The 18,999-nt window shown below is 72.9% G+C and carries 21 protein-coding genes; 14 read left to right on the plus strand and 7 right to left on the minus strand.

Annotation, left to right across the window (positions count from 1 at the left end):
• Positions 1–21: 21 nt before the first annotated feature.
• Positions 22–192 (minus strand): hypothetical protein, encoded by a 171-nt coding sequence (locus tag ACQUSR_RS15545; protein ID WP_431043157.1) that lies wholly within the window; start codon positions 190–192, stop codon positions 22–24.
• Between the two features lie 190 nt (positions 193–382).
• On the opposite strand from ACQUSR_RS15545, the gene ACQUSR_RS15550 reads away from it, so the two are divergent.
• The 3 genes from ACQUSR_RS15550 to ACQUSR_RS15560 all read left to right on the plus strand — a co-directional run bounded on the left by ACQUSR_RS15550 (position 383) and on the right by ACQUSR_RS15560 (position 1,905).
• On the plus strand, positions 383–739 hold the full coding sequence (locus tag ACQUSR_RS15550; RefSeq protein WP_431043158.1) for a PRC-barrel domain-containing protein: 357 nt from the start codon (positions 383–385) through the stop codon (positions 737–739).
• Between the two features lie 16 nt (positions 740–755).
• A complete protein-coding gene (locus ACQUSR_RS15555) occupies positions 756–923 on the plus strand; it encodes a hypothetical protein (RefSeq protein WP_431043159.1) in 168 nt (55 codons plus the stop codon).
• A gap of 109 nt (positions 924–1,032) precedes the next feature.
• The gene (locus tag ACQUSR_RS15560) at positions 1,033–1,905 is read left to right on the plus strand and encodes an arylamine N-acetyltransferase family protein (protein ID WP_431043160.1); all 873 of its coding nucleotides are present in this window, start codon (positions 1,033–1,035) and stop codon (positions 1,903–1,905) included.
• Between the two features lie 54 nt (positions 1,906–1,959).
• On the opposite strand, the gene ACQUSR_RS15565 is transcribed toward ACQUSR_RS15560, so the two are convergent.
• Together ACQUSR_RS15565 and ACQUSR_RS15570 are read right to left on the minus strand one after the other, a co-directional pair.
• Complete coding sequence (locus tag ACQUSR_RS15565) at positions 1,960–2,832, minus strand: serine hydrolase (protein WP_431043161.1); 873 nt, start codon at positions 2,830–2,832, stop codon at positions 1,960–1,962.
• Complete coding sequence (locus ACQUSR_RS15570) at positions 2,829–3,767, minus strand: LysR family transcriptional regulator (RefSeq protein WP_431043162.1); 939 nt, start codon at positions 3,765–3,767, stop codon at positions 2,829–2,831. The genes ACQUSR_RS15565 and ACQUSR_RS15570 overlap by 4 nt, the downstream gene beginning before the upstream one ends.
• A 115-nt stretch (positions 3,768–3,882) precedes the next feature.
• On the opposite strand from ACQUSR_RS15570, the gene ACQUSR_RS15575 reads away from it, so the two are divergent.
• The 3 genes from ACQUSR_RS15575 to ACQUSR_RS15585 all read left to right on the plus strand — a co-directional run bounded on the left by ACQUSR_RS15575 (position 3,883) and on the right by ACQUSR_RS15585 (position 7,026).
• Complete coding sequence (locus ACQUSR_RS15575; RefSeq protein ID WP_431043163.1) at positions 3,883–4,875, plus strand: alpha/beta hydrolase family esterase; 993 nt, start codon at positions 3,883–3,885, stop codon at positions 4,873–4,875.
• A gap of 97 nt (positions 4,876–4,972) precedes the next feature.
• Positions 4,973–6,613, plus strand: coding sequence for a penicillin-binding transpeptidase domain-containing protein (locus ACQUSR_RS15580; RefSeq protein WP_431043164.1), 1,641 nt, complete (start codon positions 4,973–4,975; stop codon positions 6,611–6,613).
• A 59-nt stretch (positions 6,614–6,672) separates the two neighbouring features.
• The gene (locus ACQUSR_RS15585; protein ID WP_431043165.1) at positions 6,673–7,026 is read left to right on the plus strand and encodes a zinc ribbon domain-containing protein YjdM; all 354 of its coding nucleotides are present in this window, start codon (positions 6,673–6,675) and stop codon (positions 7,024–7,026) included.
• Positions 7,027–7,044: 18 nt separating this feature from the next.
• Here ACQUSR_RS15585 and ACQUSR_RS15590 read toward each other — a convergent pair whose 3' ends face one another.
• The 3 genes from ACQUSR_RS15590 to ACQUSR_RS15600 all read right to left on the minus strand — a co-directional run bounded on the left by ACQUSR_RS15590 (position 7,045) and on the right by ACQUSR_RS15600 (position 8,531).
• Positions 7,045–7,611: a hypothetical protein gene (locus ACQUSR_RS15590; RefSeq protein WP_431043166.1), complete on the minus strand. Its 567-nt coding sequence runs from the start codon at positions 7,609–7,611 to the stop codon at positions 7,045–7,047.
• Positions 7,608–7,988 carry a PadR family transcriptional regulator gene (locus ACQUSR_RS15595; protein WP_431043167.1) on the minus strand — a complete coding sequence of 127 codons (381 nt, stop codon included), beginning with the start codon at positions 7,986–7,988 and terminating at the stop codon, positions 7,608–7,610. Before ACQUSR_RS15595 ends, ACQUSR_RS15590 begins: the two co-directional genes overlap by 4 nt.
• 63 nt (positions 7,989–8,051) lie before the next feature.
• On the minus strand, positions 8,052–8,531 hold the full coding sequence (locus tag ACQUSR_RS15600) for an ATP-binding protein (RefSeq protein WP_431043168.1): 480 nt from the start codon (positions 8,529–8,531) through the stop codon (positions 8,052–8,054).
• A gap of 371 nt (positions 8,532–8,902) precedes the next feature.
• Here ACQUSR_RS15600 and ACQUSR_RS15605 point away from each other — a divergent pair, with 371 nt between their 5' ends.
• From ACQUSR_RS15605 to efeB, 6 genes are all read left to right on the plus strand, one after another.
• Complete coding sequence (locus ACQUSR_RS15605; RefSeq protein WP_431043169.1) at positions 8,903–9,697, plus strand: hypothetical protein; 795 nt, start codon at positions 8,903–8,905, stop codon at positions 9,695–9,697.
• A gap of 360 nt (positions 9,698–10,057) precedes the next feature.
• The gene (locus ACQUSR_RS15610; RefSeq protein ID WP_431043170.1) at positions 10,058–10,810 is read left to right on the plus strand and encodes a YcnI family protein; all 753 of its coding nucleotides are present in this window, start codon (positions 10,058–10,060) and stop codon (positions 10,808–10,810) included.
• Positions 10,811–10,956: 146 nt separating this feature from the next.
• Entirely contained in the window at positions 10,957–11,622 is a 666-nt protein-coding gene (locus ACQUSR_RS15615) for an SCO family protein (RefSeq protein WP_431043171.1), read from the plus strand.
• A complete protein-coding gene (locus tag ACQUSR_RS15620) occupies positions 11,619–12,107 on the plus strand; it encodes a copper chaperone PCu(A)C (protein ID WP_431043172.1) in 489 nt (162 codons plus the stop codon). Before ACQUSR_RS15615 ends, ACQUSR_RS15620 begins: the two co-directional genes overlap by 4 nt.
• Before the next feature lie 6 nt (positions 12,108–12,113).
• The gene (locus tag ACQUSR_RS15625) at positions 12,114–14,096 is read left to right on the plus strand and encodes a copper resistance protein CopC (RefSeq protein WP_431043173.1); all 1,983 of its coding nucleotides are present in this window, start codon (positions 12,114–12,116) and stop codon (positions 14,094–14,096) included.
• Complete coding sequence (gene efeB, locus ACQUSR_RS15630) at positions 14,096–15,520, plus strand: iron uptake transporter deferrochelatase/peroxidase subunit (protein WP_431043174.1); 1,425 nt, start codon at positions 14,096–14,098, stop codon at positions 15,518–15,520. Before ACQUSR_RS15625 ends, efeB begins: the two co-directional genes overlap by 1 nt.
• A gap of 50 nt (positions 15,521–15,570) precedes the next feature.
• Here the strand turns inward: efeB and ACQUSR_RS15635 are convergent, their stop codons facing one another.
• Complete coding sequence (locus tag ACQUSR_RS15635) at positions 15,571–16,794, minus strand: YncE family protein (RefSeq protein ID WP_431043175.1); 1,224 nt, start codon at positions 16,792–16,794, stop codon at positions 15,571–15,573.
• A gap of 148 nt (positions 16,795–16,942) precedes the next feature.
• Between ACQUSR_RS15635 and ACQUSR_RS15640 the strand changes: the two genes are divergently transcribed.
• Positions 16,943–17,596, plus strand: a complete 654-nt coding sequence (locus ACQUSR_RS15640) for a TetR/AcrR family transcriptional regulator (protein ID WP_431043176.1) — start codon at positions 16,943–16,945, stop codon at positions 17,594–17,596.
• Positions 17,597–17,811: 215 nt separating this feature from the next.
• Positions 17,812–18,747 carry a prephenate dehydratase gene (pheA, locus tag ACQUSR_RS15645; RefSeq protein ID WP_431047613.1) on the plus strand — a complete coding sequence of 312 codons (936 nt, stop codon included), beginning with the start codon at positions 17,812–17,814 and terminating at the stop codon, positions 18,745–18,747.
• The last annotated feature ends 252 nt before the right edge of the window (positions 18,748–18,999 follow it).

Raw genomic sequence — 18,999 nt, forward strand, 5'->3', positions numbered from 1 at the left:
GCCTGGGCGGTCCGGTTCCCCTCACATACGGCGGCGGCGCCGGCCCGGCCCCGGAGCACGGGACCGGCCGCCGAGCCAGCGGTGGCGGAAGCCCTCCGCCCGCCCGGCCCCCTGGGCGTTGAGCCGGTGGATCAGGAGCATGCCGAGGACGATCAGTACGAGAATCACGACCACGGTGAGGAAGGTGACCACGGGACTCACATCCTTCGAACCGCGGACCGCGCCCGCACGGCCGCGCAGGTGTCCCCCGGCGAGACGGGATGCCTCGGTCCTGCCAGCGTACTCCCGCGCCCCCGCCCGCTCCGCTGGCCGCCCGGCGGCCGCCGGAGGACGATGGAGACAGCAGACGGCTGGAGGGCAGCGGTACGGCTGGAGGGCAGCGGTGTTCGAGGTCGAGGACATCCGGGAGTGGCGCGACCACGACGTGGTGGACGACGGCGGCCACAAGATCGGCACGCTGGAGTCGATCTACGTCGACACCGCCACCGACCAGCCCGCGTTCGCGACCGTGACGGTCGGTCTGCTGGCCCGGCGCCGTCTCGCGTTCGTCCCCCTCACCGGAGCGACCGTGGGCCCGGGCTATCTGAAGGTGCCGTACAGCAAGCAGCTGGTGAAGGACGCGCCCTCCATCGACACCGACGGCGTGCTGCCGGCGGAGGACGAGCCGGCGGTCTTCACGCACTACGACCTGAAGTACCAGACCGGCGCCGGCGGCGAACGGCGGCTGGCCCGCCGCTGACCGGGGAGGCCACGCCATGACGCTCGTCCTGCTCCTGCTCCTCGTGGCCATGGTGCTCGGCCTGATCGGCGCTGTCGTGGAGGGCCTGATCTACCTGCTGGTCATCGGCGTGCTCGTCTTCGTCATCGCGATCGTCCTGCTCATCGCCCGCATCCGCCGCGGCGGCAGACGCCCGCTCCGCTGAGTCCTGGGCCCTTGAGCCCTGGGCCCTTGAGTCCTAGGGCCTGCGGACCAGGCCCCGTCCGGCCCGCAGGCCGACGCGGTCGCCGGCCCCCGTCGCCTACGGTCGGACCATGGCCCACACCACCGCACCGGCGACCGGCGACACCCCCTCCGACCACTCCTCCGGCGAGTCACCGCGGCTCGACCTCGACGCGTATCTGGCGCGCATCGGCTGGTCGGGCAGGCGCGAGGTGAGCGCGGAGACGCTGCGGTCGGTGCATCGGGCGCATCTCCGGGGCATCCCGTTCGAGAACGTCCAGGCCGTCCTCGGCTCCGCGCCCTCCCTCGCGCTGCCGGACCTCCAGGCCAAGCTGGTCCGCAGCCGCCGCGGCGGCTACTGCTTCGAGCACAACACCCTCTTCGCCGCCGCCCTCGAAGCGCTCGGCTTCGGCGTCACCCGCCTCGCCGCACGCGTCCGCGTCGACGCGCAGGGCGCCGTCCGCCCGCGTACGCACATGCTTCTGCTGGTGGACGTACCTGGCGAGTCCCGGCAGTACGTCGCCGACGTCGGCTTCGGCAGCATCGGCGGCCTGTACGAGGGCATCCCGCTGGAGGTCGGCGTGGAGGTCCGCGGCGGCGGCCGGGCGCACCGCCTGGTCCGCGAGCCGCACCACGGGCTGGAGGACCTGTGGGTGCTCCAGACGTTCCAGGACGACGCGTGGTCCGATCAGTACGCCTTCTCCCGGGAGCCGTTCGAGCACGGCGACTTCGAGGTCATCAACTGGCACATAGCGACGAACCCGCGCTCCCCCTTCCAGCACACCCTCTTCGTCCAGCGCACCACGCCCGAGGCCCACCTCGCCCTCGTCGGGCACATCATGGTGACCACGCGGGCCGACGGTACGCGCGAGAAGCGGGAGCTGTCGGACCCGGCGGAGCTGCGGCGGGTGCTGGACTCCGACTTCGGCATCGAACTGCCGGAGGGCGCGCGGCTGGAGTTCTAGACGGACCGTCACCCTTGTCCACCGGGGCCCCGATCGGGGTGACGGGCGGGGCCGCTACGGGGCGCGGAGCGCGTCGACGGCGATGCGGGCGGCTGTGCCGATGACGGCGTCGGCCGCGGGGAGGGTGGCGGCGGTGTTGGCGGTGCGGGTGAAGACGGCGACGGCGTAGCGGCCCCCGTCGGGGTACTCGATGACGCCGACCTCGTTGCGTACGGTCGGCAGGCTGCCGGTCTTGCCCGCGACGTGGACGTCGTCGAAGGGGAAGCCGGAGGCCATGCGGTGCGGCCAGACCTGGAGGCCGAGGAGGCGGCGGATGGCGGCGCCGTGCTCGGGGGTGCAGGCCTCGTCGCGCCAGACGGCGCCGAGCAGGCGGGTCATGTCGCGCGGGGTGCTGCGGTTGGTGCGGGCCGGGTCCAGGGCCCTGAGCCGGGTGATGACGTGCGGGTCGGCCAGTGCCCGGGCACCGCCGGGGCCCGCGTCCTCCCTGACGGTCGCGAAGAGCTGCCCGAAGGTGTGGACGGCGTGCGTGCGGGTGAGGCCGAGGCGGGTCGTGGTGCCGTTGACGGCGTCGAGACCGACGCGCCGCAGCAGGAGGTCGGCGGCCGCGTTGTCGCTGACGGCCATCATCAGGTAGGCGACGTCGCGCAGTGACATGCGGACGGGGTCGAGCATGGCGGCGACCCCGGTGGGGCCCGCGGTGCGGTCGGCCGGAGGGCACTCGATCTGCTCGGTGAGGTCCACGCACCCCGCCGCGGCGAGTTCGTGGAGGGCGACCAGGAGGCAGAGCTTGTGGACGCTGGCGGTGGGCACCGGGTGGTCCGCACCAGCGTCGATCTGCGCGCCGGAGTCGATGTCGAGGGCGTGCAGCCAGCCGGTGACGCCGGCCTCGGCGAAGGCCGCGCGAATGCGGCCGAGAGTGTCGTTCACAGCCAGTACTCCACTGCCGGGCGCAGGTGCAGCGGGCGCGAGGGCGTGTCGTCGATCGCGCCCGCGGTGGTGCGCAGCGCGCGCGTCGCCGCTTCCGCGAAGGCGCTGACGGCGGCGTCGCCGTGCCCCCGCGGCCAGGCGGCGGAGTGGCGCCAGGCCAGGGGGGCACCGGCGAGCGGGCGCCAGACGAGGTCCGGGTCCCGGTGGCCGGTGTCCGCGGGCTGGGCATCGCGCGTGCTGAGGGCGACGGCCTTCGCGGAGAGGACCAGGCCGCGGACGAAGCTGGCCCCCTGGCCGTGCCGGACGGCGGTGGGCGTGTAGCCGTTGCGGGCGCACGTGGTCAGGAGGTCGTCGTACAGCACCGGGGCGCCGGCGCGGGGGAAGAGGATCAGGTCGTACCCGGCGAGGGACGCGAGCGGGACCTCGTCGAACTCGGCCGCCGCGGTGTCGCGCGGCAGCAGCACTCCCAGCTCGCGCCGGAGGACCGGGCCCAGCTCCAGGCCCGAGACGTCACAGGGGTGATGGATGAGCCCGACGTCCAGGTCGTGCGACGCGAACCGGGCGAGTTGCTGCGCGGTGGACAGCTCGTGCAGCTCCAGTTCCAGGCCGGCGTGGCGCTGCTGGAAGTCCGCCACCAGCGCGGCGACGGTCTCGCCCGCGATGTCGGGCGACAGCCCGGCGCGCAGGAGCCCGCTCTCCCCGTCCCGGATACGGCGGGCCGCGGCCATCAGCGACTCGGAACGGGCGAGCAGCTCACGCGCCTCCACCAGCAGCAGCGTGCCGGCCTTGGTGATCGTCACCTGCCGGCTGGTGCGCTCGAACAGACGCACCCCCAACTCCCGCTCCAGGCGCTGGATGCGCTGCGACAGGGGCGGCTGGGCCATGCCCAGGCGAGCGGCGGCACGGCCGAAGTGTGACTCTTCTGCAACAGCCACAAAGCACTCCAAGTGCCCTATCAGGTCCACGACCAGCAACCATATCGAAGATTAATCGGTCTGAGGTCGATACTGAACTTGGACAGATGCCGCGAGGCGCTGCTCTCCTCGGGGCATGGCTTCCCTTGCTCCCTCCCTTCGCCGGCGCACCGTACGCACCTGGTGCGGCGCCGTGGCACTCGGCCTCGCGCTCGCCGGCTGCGGCACCGCGTCCGAGCGGTCCTCCTCACCGGCTCCGGCCGGCAGTTCCTCGCACGGCGGCGGTACGGCCGCGGCGGCGGGCACCCGCGAGCACGTGCGGGTGGACGGCGGTACGCGGGAGTACCTGCTGCACCGGCCGGGCACGAACGGCGGCGGGCCCCGGCCGCTCGTCATCGCCTTCCACGGGCGCGGCTCCTCCGCGGAGAAGATGCGCGAGCAGAGCCGCCTGGACAAGGCCGCCAAGGCGCGCGGCATGCTGATCGCCTACCCCGAGGGCCTGCGCAACGCGTGGGGCGCCGGTACCGCGGCCACCGAGCAGCGGCCGGACCCGGACGCCGACGTACGGTTCGCCAAGGCGCTGATCGACGAACTCGTGCGCACCGAACAGGCCGATCGCCGACAGGTCTACGTCGTCGGGTTCTCCAACGGAGGCGCGATGGCACTGCGGGTGGCGGCCCAACGCCCCGATCTGGTGGCGGGAGTGGCCTCGGTGTCCGGCCAACTCCCCACGGGGCGCGCGGCGGTCAAGCCCACCGGAGCGGTGCCGGCCATGGTGGTCTACGGGGCCGAGGACCGGGTGCGCCCGCTCGCGGGGATGCCCGACCCGGGCCCGGCCCCTGCCGGCCAGGAACCGATCACCCCGACCATGTCGGCCCGGGCCACCGCCGAGGCGTTCGCCGCCGCGGGCCGGGCGGGCGCCCCGGCCAAGCAGGCCAAGGCGGGCTACGACCGCACCGTATGGAACCTCGGGTCCTCCGGGGCCACCGTCCAGCTCCTCGTCATGCACGACGCGGGACACACCTGGCCGGGCTCGCCCATCACTCCGCCCAAGGGCTTCGGGCGTACGAGCACCGCGTTGGACGCGACCGGCACGATTCTCGACTTCTTCGCCGCCCGACACCGATGAGCCGCTGAACACCGACAAGACCTGCGCCTCAACGGCAATACGCGCCGCACACAGCGTCAACACGACAACACGTCAATACGAGGAGAAGGATCCCCCGATGCCAGAACCCGGGCACGCCACCACCCACCGCCGCAGACCTCGCACGATGGTCCGGTCGGCCACCGCGGTGGCCGTGGTGATCGCCGTCGCCGCGGGCGGGGCATACGCCGCCGGTCTCGGCCCCTTCGACCGTGGCGCCGCGGACCCCGACCGCGGCCCCGACCCCGCGGCCATGGCCCAGGCACGGGCGTTTCTGACCGACTGGGCCGGCGGCCGCCTGCCGAGCGCGGCCGGCCGTACCACCAGCCCCGGTCCGGCACAGGAGGTGCTGCGCAACTTCACCGCCGGGCTCGACATCAGCAGACCGGCCCTCACGGCGGCGAAGGCCGCGGCGGCCGAGGACGGCACCGTCAGCGTCCCCTTCACCGCCAAGATGCCCGTCACGGGCCTGGGCACGTGGACGTACACATCGAGACTGCCGCTGCGCAAGCAGGATGACGGCACCTGGAAGGTGGCCTGGAGGCTGTCGCTCGTCCACCCGCATCTGAGCGGGACCCAGAAGTTCCGCCTGGAGCGCGAGGAGACCCACGGCCCCGAGATCACCGACCGTGCGGGGGCCGCGTTGTCGAGCGACGCACACCCCTCCCTGGGGCCGGTCCTGAGCCAGGTCGCCGGCGCGGGGACCGGCGGTCCGCGCGGTTCGATCAAGCTCGTCGACCGGGCCACCGGGCAGGTCAAGGGCACGGAAGCCACGTTCGGCAAGAAGCCCGGCCGCCCCGCCGACCGGCCCGTCGCCACCACCATCGACGCCGCCTGGCAGTCCGCCGCGGAGAAGGCCCTCGCCTCCGAGGCCGACGGCAAGGACGCCGCGCTCGTCGCCCTGCGGATCGACAACGGCGAGATCCTGGCCGTGGCGAACTCCCCGTCCTCCGGGTTCAATCGCGCGGTCTCCGGCACCTACGCGCCCGGCTCCACCTGGAAGATCGTCACCACCAGCGCGCTCCTGCTCAAGGACGCCGTCAAGCCCGGCGACACCGTGGACTGCCCCAGGTACCTCACCGTGGGAAAGCGGTTCCAGAACGTCGAGACCTCCGAGTACCGCGGCGCCACCTTCCTGAAGGACTTCACCAAGTCGTGCAACACCGCGTTCATCAGCCTGCGCGACAGGCTCGGCGACCAGGAATCGGGGGACGTCGCCCGTAAGTACTTCGGCGTCGGCCAGGACTGGCACGTCGGCATCCCCTCGTACGACGGGTCGGTGCCGACCCCGCGCGACCAGACCGAGAAGGCCGCCTCGATGATCGGCCAGGGCAGGGTGCTGGCCAACCCGCTGATCATGGCGTCCGTCACCGCGACCGCGGTCTCCGGCACGTTCCACCAGCCCGCCATCACACGGGGCGACCAGGACACGACGACCACCACTCCGCTCCCGCGGAAGGTCGTCACGCAACTGCGCGCGATGATGCGCGCCACCGTCACCGACGGCACGGCGCGGATCCTGGCCGATCTGCCCGGCGGCATCGGCGCGAAGACCGGCACGGCCGAGGTCTCCGAGGAAGAACCCAACAACGGCTGGATCGTCGCCCACCGCGGCAACGTCGCCGTGGCCTGCGTCGTCGAGAAGGGCGTCACCGGCGGCGCCTCCGCCGGCCCCGTCGTCCGCAGCCTCCTGGCCGCGGTCCCCACCGACCCCTCGTGAACGGGCCGCCGAGATCCTTCGAGCGTCCGGCGCCCCCTTGGCTGGAATACACTTCCCGAGTGTCCGAGAACCTGCCGCCGTGCCCCGAATGCTCCAGCGCGTACGCCTACGAGATGGGCGCGCTCCTGATCTGCCCCGAGTGCGGCCATGAGTGGTCGCCCGCGTCCGCCGAAGCCGGGGGCGGCACCGAGGACGGGGTGATCAGGGATGCGGTCGGCAACGTACTCGCCGACGGCGACACGGTGACGGTGATCAAGAGCCTGAAGGTCAAGGGCAGCCCCACCGGGATCAAGGCGGGCACCAAGGTGCGCAACATCCGCCTCGTCGACGGTGTGGACGGCCACGACATCGACTGCAAGATCGACGGGTTCGGCTCCATGCAGCTCAAGTCCAGCGTCGTGAAGAAGGCCTGACCGGACGCGTACCCGACCTCACCTGGCGCCTGGATCGGCGCCCTTCTTGGCCCGTGCATCGGCGACCGCGTACGGCAGCCCGGGAAGGAGCAGGGCCAGCGCGACCCACAGCGGCAGTGTGAACAGCACCTCGTCGGCGGCCAGCCACCAGGTGAGCAGCATCACGGGCAGGCCGACGGCGAGGGAGACGGCCCAGCCCCTGAGGAGCCCCAGGCTGCCCCGCCGCATCTCCCAGGTGACCGTGACCGTCGCAACGACGGCGTAGAAGGCGATGCGGTCGGCGGTCACCGGCACCTGGCTCGCCCGATGGAGCAGGCAGGAGAGCAGCAGGAGGCAGCCGAGGACGAGGCAGGCCAGCGACGCTGTGCGCAGTGCCCTGCGGGAGAGCGGAGCACGCGCCCGCGCCCATGACGCGGCGAACGCCTTGGCGTCCTCACCGACGACGTCCCGTGTCGTACGGCCGGCGGCCTCCGCGTCCTCCAGGTGTGCGGAGAGCTCGGCGAGCATCTCCCGCACGGAGGCGTCGTCGATCCCCCGGTACTCCCAGTTGCTGCGACAGACCGCGAGTATCCGCTCTTTCGTCATGGTGCACTGTCCCCCGTGGTGGATGCGGTGTCGGTCAGGATCCGGCCCACCTGCCTGGTGAAGCCGTGCCACACGGCCCGGCCGCCGGCCAGTTCGGCCCGCCCTGCCTCGGTCAGGCGGTAGTACTTGCGCGGGGCACCACCGCTGGACGACGGTGCCCGGTACGAGGAGATGAGCCCCGCCCGCTCCATCCGGGCCAGCAGCGGATAGATGCTGCCTTCGCTCACCAGCTCAAGCCCGCTGCCGGCAAGCGCCTCCACGAACTCGAAGCCGTACCGCGGCCGTTCGGCGATCAGCGACAGCAGACACAGATCGAGCACTCCGCGCAGGAGCTGGCTGCGCCGCTGGTCACCGGCGGTGGGCAGCTCCTTTGTCATGCGGTACAAGATAGTCAGCCATTGCCATGCGCCGCAAGATACTTGCGGTGCATGGCAGTTCGATCAAGACGCCTTCAGGAGGGCGTCCTCGCGCCATTTGAGGATCTTGTCGAAGCTCACCACGGCCCCCGCCCGTCCCACCCGGTTGCGGTAGCGGACGTGGTCGGTCAGGGCCTCGATCAGGAACAGCCCTCGCCCGTGCTCTGCCTGGGCGGGGGCTGTCTGGTGGGGAGGCTGCGGTGAGGAGAAGCCCGGTCGGGGGGCCAGGTGGGGTGGGGCGTAGGGGAAGCCCGGGCCGGAGTCCGTCACCTCGATGCGGCACGTGTCGCCGTCGATGAACGCCGTGACGCGATAGTCGTCCCCCGCGCCCGCCGCGCCCCCGTGCTCGACCGCGTTGGCGCAGGCCTCGGTCAGGGCGATGGACAGGTCGTGGGAGATCTCGGGGTCCACCCCGGCCGCCTCCATGGTGCCGAGAAGCAGTCGCCGGGCGAGCGGCACGCTCGCGGCCTCGCGGCGTAGATGGAGAGACCACCAGATGCTCATGCTCCAGCCTCCCGACCACGGCTCGACGTATCGATACGTATTGCCGGGCTCCGAGGTCCGTAAGCGTGTGCTCAACGTGACTCCGCTCATTCGGCGGACGCGCGGCGGCTCTCCAGCGGTGTATGTGGGGCGAATGAGGGGCGCGGGAGGGCCATCCGGGTGTCGGCGCCGGGGCCGTTCGGGTGGCCGTCCGGTTGCGCGGCCGGGTGTCCCCCGCGGGGGCCGCCCCGCCCCCGCCCGGTCCGGACTGGGTCGATCTTGGCGTCCGCGCCCCTTATACCCCTGCCGTCGGGAATCCCGCGACCCGGTGGGATGATGGCGCAGCCATGCCTGCCTACCCGACGCCCGGTCGCCGTACCTCAGGGAGCCCCGTGTCCCTGCGGCCGGTCGTGCGCGCCGGAGTGGGTCTGCGGCTGCTGCGGGCCGCGGTGTTCACCGCCGCGTGCGTCGCGCTGGCCGCCGGCGGGCATGCGCTCGCCTCCTGCGCGCCCGTCCCGCTGTGGACGCTGGCCGCCGGGGGGCTGGGCGTGTTCGCCGTGGTCGTGGCGCTCGCCGGGCGGGAACGGTCGCTGCCGGGGATCGCCGCGGCGCTGGCACTGGGGCAGCTCGCTCTGCACACCCTGTTCGGGCTGGCCCAGCAGGGGTCGGCGATGGCGCAGGCGCGCGGCGCCGACGGTTCCGAGAGCCGGGTGATCGCCCTCGCCGCGAAGCTGCTGTGCGAGTCGGCCCCTGGGCGGCTGGACGCCGCCCGAGCGCACCAGATCGTGACCAACGCCGGCATCGACCCCACCGCCCACGGCGGCGCGCACGCCGGCGCCGCCGGGCCCGCCGCGCACCCGTCGCTCCTGGAGACTCTGCCGCCCTCGCCCTCGATGGTGCTGGGGCACCTGCTCGCGGCGCTGGCCGCCGGGTGGTTGCTGCGGCGCGGCGAGGCGGCGCTGTGGCGGGTGGTACGGCTGTCGACGGCCGGGGTGGGCGTACGGGCGCTGCGCGCCGCGCTGCGTCTGGTGCGCGCTCTGCGTACCGGGCTGCTGCGCCCGGAACCCCTGACCGGGGTGCGGGTGAGCCGCGCGGACCGGCGGGACGAACTCGGGCCCACGCACACCGTGGCGCTCCAGCACAGCGTGATCAGACGGGGTCCGCCGCGTTTCGACCTGGCGGCCTGACCCGTCCAGCCCGGTCCAGTCCGGCCCGGTCCGGTCCAATCCGGCTCGGTCCGGTCCAGCTCGGTCCGGTCTGACCGTTGGGTCGTCTGGGTCGTCGTGGCCGTGACCGTCGGGTCGTCGTCGCGCCGCTCATCGCGTCGTCCCGGCACCGTGCCGTCGCGCGGTCGTGCCTCGCGTCGTCGTGGCGTCGTCACGTCGGCCCGTCACGTCGTCGTGGCGCCGTCCCGTCGTGTCGCCGCCCCGTCTCGCCGACGGGCCGCCGTAGCCGTGGGTGCCGCCGTACGCGCCGCCACCGCTTGCCCCCTCTTCCACCTGTGCGGATCCCCGTGGGGATCCTCGTCCTCCCCGGAGTTCTCTCTCATGAACGCCATGCGCCCGCTTCGCCGCCTCCCCCTGCTCGGCGGCATCGCCGCCGGTGCCGTCGTCCTGCTCTCCGCCGCCCCCGCCTTCGCGCACGTCAGCGTGAATCCCAAGGAGGCCGAGAAGGGCGGCTACAGCGTCATCAACTTCAAGGTCCCCAACGAGCGGCCCAACGCCTCGACCGTCAAGCTCGAGGTCACCGTGCCCACCGACCACCCGCTCGCCTCGGTGATGCCGCAGCCCGTCCCCGGCTGGACGGTCAAGGTCGACAAGTCCAAGCTCGACAAGCCGATCAAGATGCACGGCGAGGAGATCAACGAGGCGGTCAGCAAGGTCACCTGGACCGCCGACAAGGACGGCGGCATCGCGCCCGGGACCTTCCAGCAGTTCCCCGTGTCGGTCGGCCAGCTGCCCGAGGACGCCGACCGGCTGGTCTTCAAGGCCCTCCAGACGTACGACAACAAGGAGGTCGTGCGCTGGATCGAGGAGCCCAAGGAGGGCGCGCCGGAGCCCGAGAACCCGGCTCCGGTGCTGAACCTCGTGGCGCCCGCGGACGGTGCGGGCCACCACGGTTCCGGCGCCTCCGGCAGCGGCCACGACGGCTCCGAGGACGGCGGTGAGCGGAAGGCGGCCGCGGAGACGGGTGACAGCAGCGACACCACCGCCCGGGTCCTGGGCATCGCGGGCATCGTCGTCGGCGCCGCGGGAGTCGCGTTCGGCGTCTTCGCCACGCGCCGCCGCTCCGCCTCCTGACCCGGAACACGACGAAGACCGCGGGCGTACGCCCGACCCGGAACGCACCGACGACCGCCGGGCCCGCGCCCGACCGGAAGCGAGCCCCGCGGCGCGCCCCCGGCGGCCCCCTTCGATCTTCATTTCTCACCCGAGGAAACCACCCCATGCGCACCAAGACCCTGGCCGCGGCCCTCGCCGCCGCGGCCGCGCTCTCCCTCACCGCCTGCGGCTCCGAAGACGGCAGCGGCAAGAGCGGCGACGGCGGCGCCGTCGCCGACGTGTCCGACGGCAGCAAGAAGAAGGGCGCCATCGTCCTCGACAATCCCAAGACCAAGCCCGACCTGGTGCTGACCGACACCGAGGGCAAGGAGTACGACCTGCTGAAGCGGACCAAGGGCAAGCCGACCCTGATCTACTTCGGCTACACCTACTGCCCCGACGTCTGCTCCCTCGTCATGAGCAACATCGCCATCGCCGAGCAGAAGATGACGCAGCAGGAGCGCGAGCAGCTCCAGGTGATCTTCGTGACCACCGACCCGGCCCGGGACACCCCCAAGCGGATGCGCTCCTGGCTGGACGGCCAGGGCGGCAAGGACTTCGTCGGCCTGACGGGCGACTTCGACACCATCTCGGCCGCCGCCAAGTCGGTGGGCATCTTCGTCGAGAAGCCCAAGAAGGAGAAGGACGGCAGCATCACCGTCAACCACGGCGCCGAGGTCGTCGGCTTCTCGCCGAAGGACGACAAGGGCCGCTGGATCTACACGACGGACACCGACACGGCGACCTACGTCAAGGACCTGCCGAAGATCGTGAAGGGTGTGAACCCGTGACGCGCGCCGTACGCGGCGCCGCTGCCGCCGCCGTGGCCGCCCTGTCCCTGAGCCTCGCCCTCACCGCCTGCGGCGGCGGAGACGACGGCGGCAAGAACGCGGAGAGCAAGCCGACGGGACCCCGGTTGTCGGTCAGCGGCGCGTACCTGCCCCAGCCCGCCATGCCCGACATGGCCGCCGGCTTCCTGACCGTACGGAACACCGGCGGTGCCGCCGACGAGCTCACCTCCGTCACCACCCCGCTGAGCGACGACGTCACCCTGCACGCCACCGAGGGCACGCGCATGCGGCACGTGGCCACGATGAAGGTCCCCGCGGGCGGGGAGCTGAAGCTCGCCTCGGGCGGCAGCCACCTGATGCTGGGCAAGCTGTCGCACAAGCCGAAGGTCGGCGAGAAGGTCCGCTTCACGCTGCACTTCGCCGCCTCCGGTCCCATCGAGGTCGAGGTCCCGGTCCAGCCCACGACGTACCGCCCCGAGGACTGACGCCCGATGGCCTCCGTGACCGCGACCTCCGTAACCGCCCGGCGGCTGCTGTCGATATGCGGCACGCTGCTCGCCGCGCTGCTGTGGACCGTGGGCTACGGCGCCGCGCCCGCCGCCGCGCACGCCGCGCTCACCGGGACCGACCCCACTCAGGGCACGGTGCTGCCGGACGCCCCGGCGCGGGTGACGCTCACCTTCTCCGAAGGGGTGCTGCTGTCCAAGGACTCGGTACGGGTCCTCGACCCGCACGCCAAGCGGGTGGACACCGGCAAGCCCGGCCATGTGGACGGCAAGTCGTCCACGGCGTCGGTCGCGCTGCGCTCCGGGCTGGCGGACGGCACGTACACGGTGGCGTGGCAGGCGGTCTCGGAGGACAGCCATCCGGTGGGCGGCGCGTTCACCTTCTCCATCGGCGCGCCGTCGAAGACCTCGGTGTCGGTGCCGACGACCGCGGAGCCGGACGCCGCGGTCGACCTGCTGTACGGCATCGCCAGGTACGCCGCCTACGCGGGCTTCGCCGCCCTCGTCGGCGGCTGCCTGTTCGCCGGGGTGTGCCGGTCCGCGCGCCCGGTGGCACGGGTCGCGGCGGGCGGCTGGGCGACCCTGTTCACCGCCACCCTGCTGCAATTGCTGCTGCGCGGCCCGTACGTGAACGGGGACGGCGTCGGCGCGGCCTTCGATCTCGGCGCGCTGGACGACGTGCTGTCCACCAAACCGGGCTCGGCCCTGCTGTCCCGACTGCTGCTGCTCGGCGCGGCGGCGGTGTTCCTGGCCGTCCTGTTCGGTACGTACGCGCGGCAGGCCGAGAACGAGAAGGGCGAGGGGAGCGACGGGAACGACAGCGCGGCCGCCCGCCGGGCTCGCCGGGACCTCGCCTTCGGCCTCGGCATCGGCGGCGCGGTCGTCGCGGCCGGGCTCGGCGCGACCTGGGCGATGGCCGAACACGCGTCGGTCGGCATCCAGCCGTGGCTGGCCATGCCGGTCGACGTGGCGCACCTGCTGGCGGTCGCGGTGTGGCTGGGCGGCCTGCTCGCCCTGCTGATGACGCTCCGCGCGGGCGAGCCGCTCCCGGCCGCGGCGGTACGGCGCTTCTCGCGCCTGGCGTTCAGCGCGGTGCTCGTCCTGGTCGCGACGGGGCTGTACCAGTCGTGGCGGCAGGTGGGCAGTTGGAACGCGCTGACCGGTACGGAGTACGGGAAGTGGCTGCTGGTGAAGGTGGGGCTGGTGGCGGCGCTCGTCGCGGTCGCCGCCGTCTCGCGCCGCTGGACCGGGCGCCTGACCGACCCGGCACGGGACCGCGAACGGGAACGCGAACGGGAAGGGGAACGGGAACCTGAGGCGGCGGCGGGAGCGGCGGCCACGCCCCGCACGGACGCGGCCCCGAACACCACCGCCGACACCCCCGACGCCCCCTCCGCCGACCCCGTCCGTGCCGCGCAGCTCGCCCGGCAGCGGGCCGCGATGGACCAGACCGCCGCCCAGCGGCGGCGCGACGCCGATCCCGAACGCGGCGCCCTGCGCCGATCCGTGCTCGCCGAGACGGCCATCGCCGTCGTCCTGCTGGCCGTGACGACCGTACTGACCGGCACCCAGCCGGGCCGCGCCGAGACCGAGCAGGCGGCGGCCGGGAAGACGGCGCCCGCCGCCGGGCCCGTCAGCGTCAAGATCCCTTACGACACGGGCAGCAAGAGCGGCCGGGGCAGCGCCGAGATCACCCTCGACCCGGCCCGTAAGGGCGACAACGAGGTGCACGTGTACCTCACCGACGCCGCCGGGCGCCCGGTGGACGTGGCGGAGATCAAGCTGTCGCTGACGCAGCGGAAGCAGGACATCGGCCCACTCCCCGTCCCCCTGGCCCGTCTGTCCACCGGGCACTTGGGCGCCGACCGCTTCCAGTTGCCGGTGCCCGGGGCATGGCAGCTCTCCCTGACCGTACGGACCTCGGACATCGACCAGGTGACCGAGATCAAGACAGTGAAGATCAGCTGATGACCAAGCGAACAGGCAAGACCACGCCGAAGACGGCGGCGAAGACCGCGAAGACCTCATCCGGGGCCAAGACAACGAGCGCCAAGGCCGACGCGGGCCCGAAGCCGGACGCCGCGGAGGCGAGCGCCGGCGCCGCCCAGGCCACCGCGCCCCCCGGCGTCTCCCGGCGCAGGCTGCTCGGCACCGCCGGTGCCGCGGGCGCCGCCGGGCTCGTCGTCGGCGGCGGCGCCGGTGCCGCCACCGCCGAGGCGGTGCGCGACGCCGCGCCGACCCCGCTCACCGCCCTCGGCTCGGCCTCGGTCGCGTTCGACGGCGGCCAGGACGAAAGCGGCGAGAACGGCGAGAACGGCGGACACACCGCCCACCAGGCCGGCATCACCACCCCGCTCCAGGCCCGCGGCCACCTGCTGGCCTTCGACCTCGCGCCCGGTGCGGACCGCAAGGCGGCCGCCGCGCTGCTGCGCCGCTGGTCGGCGACGGCACGGCTGCTGATGGCGGGCGAGCCGCAGGCCGGGGACGCGGACACCGGGATCGCGCTGGACGCGGGTCCGTCCTCGCTCACCGTCACCTTCGGCTTCGGCCGGTCGTTCTTCGGCCGGACCGGGCTCGCGGACCGGATGCCGGCGGCGCTCGCGCCCCTGCCGGACTTCTCCGCCGACACCCTCGACGCCAGGCGCAGCAACGGCGACCTGTGGGTCCAGATCGGCGCGGACGACGCCCTCGTCGCCTTCCACGCGCTGCGCGCGCTCCAGCGCGACGCCGGGGAGACGGCGCGGCTGCGCTGGCAGATGAACGGTTTCAACCGCACGCCCGGCGCCACCGCCCACCCCATGACCGCCCGCAACCTGATGGGCCAGGTCGACGGCACCAACAACCCCAAGCCGTCGGACCGGGACTTCGCGCAGCGGGTGTTCGTGCCGCGCGACGGCTCCCCCGCCTGGATGGCGGGCGGCTCGTACGCGGTCGTACGGCGCATCCGGATGCTGCTGGACTCCTGGGACCATCTGTCCCTGGAGCGGCAGGAGAAGGTGATCGGGCGCCGCAAGTCGGACGGGGCGCCGCTGTCGGGCGGTACGGAGACCACCCCGGTCGACCTCAACAAGGTGACCCCGGAGGGGGCGCTCGCCATCGCCGGGGACGCGCATGTGCGGGTCGCGGCGCCGGAGTCCAACCAGGGCGCGGCGATGCTGCGGCGGGCGTTCTCGTACCACGACGGCTTCCTGGACGACGGGGCGCCGGACGCGGGACTGCTGTTCGTCGCCTGGCAGGCGGATCCGATGAAGGGCTTCGTGCCGGTGCAGCGGAAGCTGGACCGGGGGGACGGTCTGTCGCGGTTCCTGCGGCACGAGGCGAGCGGGCTGTTCGCGGTGCCCCCGGCGGCGAAGCCGGGTTCGTACGTGGGCCAGCCGCTGCTGGAGGGCTGAGCCCACGCACGAACTGGAGGGCTGAGCCCACGCACGAAGACGGACGCCGGTCAACCCGCCGCCGGGTCGAGGGCGTTCAGCGCCGCCTCGCTGAGCAGACCGAGCCGTTCGCGCTGCGGGAAGTCGCCGACCGGGACGCGGGCGACCTCCTTGGCCGTCGCGTAGTCCACCACGGAGATCCGGTCCTGGTTGGCGAGGGAGACGAAGCATCTGCGGCCGTCGGCACTGCTCGCCGTCCAGTAGGGCAGCGCGTCGGTGTCGTAGTGCACGAACCCGTCGGTGGTCAGGCCGGGGCGCGAGACGACGGCCACGTAGTCGTCGATGGTCCCGGCGACGCACAGCTTGCTCTCGTCGCCGTTGGCGGCCATGCCGTGGTGGGCGGAGTTCTGCGGATACGCGTCGGGGCCGAGCTTCGCCGCCTTGTCGCTGAACGGCATGGTCACCGTGCGGGTGATCTTCGAGGTGGTCAGGTCGTACTCCACGAAGCCGTTGAGATACGACAGTTGGGCGTACATGGTCCGGTTGTCGGCGGTGAAGACGGCCGGACGGACGCCGTACTCGAAGTCGTAGGTCTTCAGCGGCTTGTAGGTCTCGGCGTCCACCGCGACGACCTGCTTCTTCCCCTTGACCCCGTTGAGCAGCCTGGGCAGTGAGGTGACGCCGATGCTGGAGTTGTAGAGCACGGTGCCGTCGGGCGAGTAGTCGTTGGCGTGCGGGTAGGTGCCGGTGGCGAAGGTGGTGGCCACCTCGCCGGTGGCCGTGTCGATGACCTCCGCCTTGCCCGCCGTCGTCGCCGAGACGATGAACCGCGTGCCGTCGGGCGACAGGGCCGCGTGGTCGGCCTTGAAGCCCTCGGTCCGGTGCCGCCACAGCATCTTCCCGGTGGGGAGGTCGAATGCCACGGCGTCGGAGAGCACCCCGCGCGAGACGTAGAGGGTGCGGCCGTCGGGCGACAGGGCCATGTCGTCGACGAGCTTGCGGTAGCCCTGGATGGCGTTGACGGTCTCGTACCCGACGCGTTCCACGAGCGTCATCCCGGCCAGCCGCTCCTCGAGGTCGGGGACGGTGTTGAAGGAGCCGAGGTTCCGGTAGGTGCGGCCGTCGATGAAGCTGACCGTCCCGCCCTGGCCGTTGCCCACGAGGAGAACGTCCCGCAACCCTGCCCTGTTGGCCCTGGCATCGGCGGTCGCGGCACCGCCTCCCAAGGTGGTGAGGACAAGCGCAGCGGCCGCGGCCCCGGCCAGCCGTACGGCGACACGTCTGAAACGGCTCATGATCCTTGTCCCGGCTTCCTGTAGGGAGCAGTGTGAAAAGGTTCCTGTTCAGACTTTCTTACCCGACGGTAAGTACCGGCGCCCGCGCCCGGCAAGACCCGTGCACGGGCAGAATCGAGCCACTGGAGCGGGCGGCGAGGGAGGGCCAGTGGCGGGCACGGTCAGGCACCCCACCGGCAGGTACGGGGGGAGATCGGCGCAGGAGCGGCGGGCGGAGCGGCGGCAGCGGCTGCTCGACGCGGGCTTGCGGCTCTTCGGCGACTCCCCCGGCTACCGCGCCACCTCGGTGACCGCGCTGTGCGAGGCGGCCGGGCTCTCGACCCGCCAGTTCTACGAGGAGTTCGCCGGCCTGGAGGAGGTGCTGGCGGCCCTGCACCTGTTCGTCAACGACCAGGCGGAACAGGCCACTCTCGCCGCCCTCGCCGAGTCCGAGGGGCTGGATCTGGAGCACCGCGCGGCGGCGGCGTTCCGGGCGTACGCCTCCGCCGCGACCAGCGACCCGCGCCATATCCGGATCGCGTTCGTGGAGATCGTCGGCGTCAGCCCGCGACTGGAGCGGCAGCGGCTGGTACGGCGGGCCCGCTGGGTGGAGTTGATCCGCGCGGCGGCGGTGGAGGCGGCCGAGCGCGGCGAGGCGGCCCCCCGCGACTACCGGCTGGCGGCCACGGCCTTCATCGGCGCCGTCAACGGACTGCTGCACGACTGGACGGCCGGGCAGGTCGACGCCACGCTCGACGAGATCGTCGACGAGCTCGTGCTGGTGCTGGTGGGGATGGCCCGCCCGGCGGGGTGGCGCGCCTGAGACGCACCCGAGCCCCGAGCCCCCAAGCAGGTCCGGGGACCGCGCGCCGGTTACGGGGAGGGGCCGGGGCGCGCCCCCGGTTAGGGGGAGGGCGATCCCCACCGAGGCCCAGCCCCGCCCCACCCACCGCGTCCACAGCTCGGACGATCGCCCCGCGCACCCCACCACCCGTGGGTATCGTGGACGACTCGTCTGATCACAGGGAGACCACCGTGATGTCGGCCAGTCGCTATACCTATCTCGGCCCCGAAGGCACCTTCACCGAGGCGGCGCTGCGCACGCTCCCCGAGGCCGCCACCCGCGAGCTCGTCCCGATGGTCTCCGTTCCGGCGGCGCTGGACGCCGTGCGCAGCGGCGCCGCCGCCGGCGCGCTGGTGCCGATCGAGAACTCGGTGGAGGGCGGGGTCACCGCCACCCTGGACGAACTCGCCACCGGCGAGCCGCTGATGATCTACCGCGAGGTGCTGCTGCCGATCGCCTTCGCGCTGCTCGTCCGCCCCGGCACCACGCTGGCGGACATCAAGACGGTGACCGGGCACCCGGTCGCCCAGCCGCAGGTGCGCAACTGGCTGGGGGCGAATCTGCCGGAAGCGCAGTGGGAGTCGGCGGCGTCGAACGCGGACGGCGCGCGGCTGGTGCAGGAGGGGCGGTACGACGGCGCCTTCGCGGGCGAGTTCGCGGCCGCCCGGTACGGCCTGGAGCCGCTGGTCTCGGAGATCCACGACGCCGAGAACGCCGTGACCCGCTTCGTCCTCGTCGGCCGCCCGGCCCGGCCCGCGGCCTGGACCGGCGCGGACAAGACGTCGGTGGTGATCTGGCTCGCCGACGACCACCCGGGCGCGCTGCTGGAGCTGCTCCAGGAGTACGCGGCCCGCGGGGTGAACCTGATGCGGATCGAGTCCCGCCCGACCGGCGAGGGCATGGGCCGCTACTGCTTCTCGGTGGACTGCGAGGGGCACATCACCGACCGCCGGGTCGGCTCGGCGCTGATGGGGCTCAAGCGGATCTGCCCGAAGGTGCGGTTCCTGGGCTCGTACCCGCGCGCGGGCGTGCTGCCGTCGGACGTGAGCCCGCTGCGGCGCGGCACCACCGACGAGGAGTTCGTGGCGGCCGCGGACTGGCTGGCACGCTGCCAGGACGGCCGGGCCTGATCGCCCCCAGAGTTATCCACAGGGCTCCTCGCGAGCTGGGGATAAGTCGACACATCAACCCGGCATCGTCGACAAATCCCCGAAACCGCCCGGCCCGCAGCCGCGGCCCCACGTCCCGCCGCCCGTCACTTGAAATTCACCGGACAACCCTTTAGAGCGAGGGAAACCGAATCATTCCCACCCGAAAGAGTGCCTGAAGCGGGTTTACTCCCCCGGCCGCCGGGTCACCCAACCGGGGACGGAATGATCAAT

It is taken from the genome of Streptomyces sp. P1-3, from assembly GCF_050613155.1.
In the GTDB taxonomy this organism is placed as follows: Bacteria; Actinomycetota; Actinomycetes; order Streptomycetales; family Streptomycetaceae; genus Streptomyces.